We start from the raw sequence: 3,016 nt of genomic DNA on the forward strand, positions 1-3,016 counted from the left end.
CTCGTGTAGCCACGATTAGCGTGAGCGTAATCGTGGGAATGTTAGGCTTTTCTTGGCGATAAGTATTTTTCTTCGGTTACGCTTCGCTAACCGAGGCTACGAAGGCGTCTTATATACGTTATTCCGGCCTACGATTTCAGCCAACCTGACGGCCTTGCCGCACCACAGATTCGAGATTTTTCAATATTCGGCGTTAAGCTTGGGCCGACCCTGGCTGGGCTTGGTCTTCCAATTGGGACAGCACTTCTTTCGATGCCAACTCCAAGCCGCGTTTGAAATATTGGCAGGCTTTGTCTTTGTCGTCGTTTCGCAGCATCGCTTCGCCCAACAGTTGGCAAACCCCTACGCTGGCTTCGATGTTCAGGCTTTTCAGTAAATATTGCTCGGCTTTTTCCATTTGGCCGACTTTTTGCGCCAGTTTGCCCAGCGTCTTTAACAAGGTCGGGTCGTTCGGATACACGGCCAACCATTGCTCGGCGGTTTGCAATTGCCTGGGGGCGTTCTCCGTTTCGATATTGGAGTACAGTTCCAGCAGGGTGGCGTCCCAGTGTTTGCCGAGTTGCTTGATGATGGCGTCTTCAATGCTGTTGCCGGCGCCCGCCGCGATCATGGCGGCAAAATAGATGTTGGCAATGCCGGGCAGGGATTTAATGTGGTCGGGAATCTCGTTCCAGCTGGTTTGAATGGCCGCTGTATCGTTCTGTTCGGCGGCTTTTTTCAGCTGGCCGCTATAGGTCTTGGTTTGCAGCAGTTTGACTTCGGTTTCCATCAATACCTTGTTTTGCTGCAGCGAAGGCAACAGTTTGCTCAAGCCTTCCCAATCGCCGAGATGTTGATAGGCCTGATGCATCATTTTCAATACCCGGCCATGACCGGGGTTGATGGATTGCAGCTTGCTCAAGGTCTCTATGGCTTGCTCGAATTGCTGTTCGGACATATGCAGTTCGGCCTGGGTCAGGCCGACGGTCAAATTATTATCCGAAGATTGTTCGGCGGCTTTTTGCAAATATTCGTCGCGTTTGTCCAACGCGCCGCGGGATTGGGCCGCGCGGGCAGCCGTTAGATAATGCAGCAACGGCGCGCCGCTGTTGGCGGCGTGTTTGATCAAGACTTTTTCGGCGCTTTCCCAATTGCCGTCCGCTGCGTCGAACAGGCCGGCGATCAGAGCTTCCTGCGAGCGGTTGAATTTGATGTTGCGGCGGCGTTTGGAAAATTGGCCGGGCAGGCGCAATAAAACCCCCATCAAGCGGAAAAAGCTGTACAGCGCAAAAAAACCGATCACTAGCGCGACGGTAAATACCGTCAGCGAGGTTTCCAGGGACCAGTGCCCGAAACCGATCAATACGTAGCCTGGGTCGTTATGTTGGGCCAGCCAGCTGTGCAAGGCAAAGGCCACGGCAACCGCGCAAAGCAGGGAGGCAAGGAAGTAGAGTGCGTTTCTCATGGCGCGGCCCGTTTAATACTGTCCAGCCGGCAGCTCGGAAGCAGCCGGCGCGGGTGCGGCCGCGGCGGGCGGCGGATCGGTAAGTACGGCTTTATCGGTTTCCAGTCGCAGCTTGCCGATGTCCTTGAGCAGCTTCAACGAGCCGCTGACGTCGGGATATTGGCTATGCAGCCGGACGCCGGACAGTTTGTTCAGCTCGGCGATGAATTGTTCGGTTTGCAGGTTTTCGGCAAAATTCTTCACCAGCCATTCCTTGGCGTTTTCGATACTGCTGGCGAACAGGGTGTCGTTTTGCTGCACCAGGGCAATTTCGATCATTTCCAGCCGCACTTTCAATTGCTGCTTGATGAAATGGGCTTCCTCGGGTGATAAAACGGCGTTGACCGGCTGTTCGGTATGCCGCAATACCACGTAGCCTTCCAACTGCTTGGCCACCTTGTCCAGAATTTCATGGCCGTGTTCGGATAAGTCTTGCGGGACAGCGGCTTTTTCGGGGTCCTTGCCGGCATGCGGCAGAAATACCGACAATTCCTCGACAGCCGATTGCAAATGCTGAATGCCGGCATAAATGCCGACGATATCCGGCACTACCACGTTATTTAGCAGGGCGATTTCCTTGGCAATCTGTTCGCGCACTTTAAATACCGAGGCGTCGCCGCTCTCCCGCAAGCGTTGGTCGGCGGCTTCCAGCGCTTCGCGGGTGGTGGCGACGTCGCCCACCAAATGCAATCGCTGGTTCGCCACGCTGAGCAAATATTCGGCATCCGCCAGCAGCCAGTCGCCGCGGGTTTTGCCCAGCTGGCGCTGCAATACTAGAATCGAGGTTTCCAGCTCCTTGCGGGCGGTATTCAGATGCTCTTCGTGCAGTTTGGAGAAATCCGCCAGCGTCTGCGTGAAATGGTTGTCCTTGCCGGTCATTTCGGCATTCAGGTTGGCGATTTGCGACTGCAGACCGGATAATTGCGATTGCAGGTCGTTCAGTTCCTTGTCGATCTCGATCAGTTTAAGGTTATCCTGACTGCTTTCGGTATCCTGCGTGGCGCGCAACTGCTGCATGAAGTAAAAACCGGCCACCGCCAGGCCGATGACCAAAATAATGGCGGTGATGCCTATCCATAAGCCGGCGTGAGACTTTTTTACCACCACTGCCGGGGCTTGCTTTTCCTCTTGTTGTTCTTCAATTACTTCGGCCACTGTTTTCCCCGTTCAATAACGTCGTCAATGTCTCTAAAATTGCTGCATCCGTTGGCTGCAGGCTGACTGCAATTCGTTCAAAACCCAGTTCAAGCGCCAATTGCCCGATTCTGCCGCTCGCCACCACCAAAGGCCGTTTTCGCAGCAGACTTGCCGCCGCCGGTTCCAGCATGGCCAGCAGATTTTGTAGCGCTTCGCCGCTGGTGATGGTGACCGCGTCCAGCTGTTCTTGCCGCAAGGTCTGGAGCAGTTCGTCCTTTCCTGTATCGGGCAGGCGGCGGCGGTAGACTTCCAGGTATGCCACCTCGGCGCCCCGGTCGCGCAGGGTTTGCGCCAACTTTTCCCGGCCGCCGACGCCGCGCACGATCGTGACGCGCC

General features: G+C 55.4%; 3 protein-coding genes. All 3 read right to left on the bottom strand.

Annotation, left to right across the window (positions count from 1 at the left end):
• Positions 1–193: 193 nt before the first annotated feature.
• Complete coding sequence (locus tag NP596_RS20765) at positions 194–1,444, bottom strand: heme biosynthesis HemY N-terminal domain-containing protein (RefSeq protein ID WP_256617295.1); 1,251 nt, start codon at positions 1,442–1,444, stop codon at positions 194–196.
• Positions 1,445–1,456: 12 nt separating this feature from the next.
• Entirely contained in the window at positions 1,457–2,638 is a 1,182-nt protein-coding gene (locus NP596_RS20770; protein WP_256617296.1) for a uroporphyrinogen-III C-methyltransferase, read from the bottom strand.
• On the bottom strand, positions 2,622–3,016 hold a 395-nt coding region (locus tag NP596_RS20775), incomplete at its 5' end, for a uroporphyrinogen-III synthase (RefSeq protein WP_256617297.1). The genes NP596_RS20775 and NP596_RS20770, both read right to left, overlap by 17 nt.

Source organism: Methylomonas rivi (assembly GCF_024505165.1).
Taxonomy (GTDB): Bacteria; Pseudomonadota; Gammaproteobacteria; order Methylococcales; family Methylomonadaceae; genus Methylomonas; species Methylomonas rivi.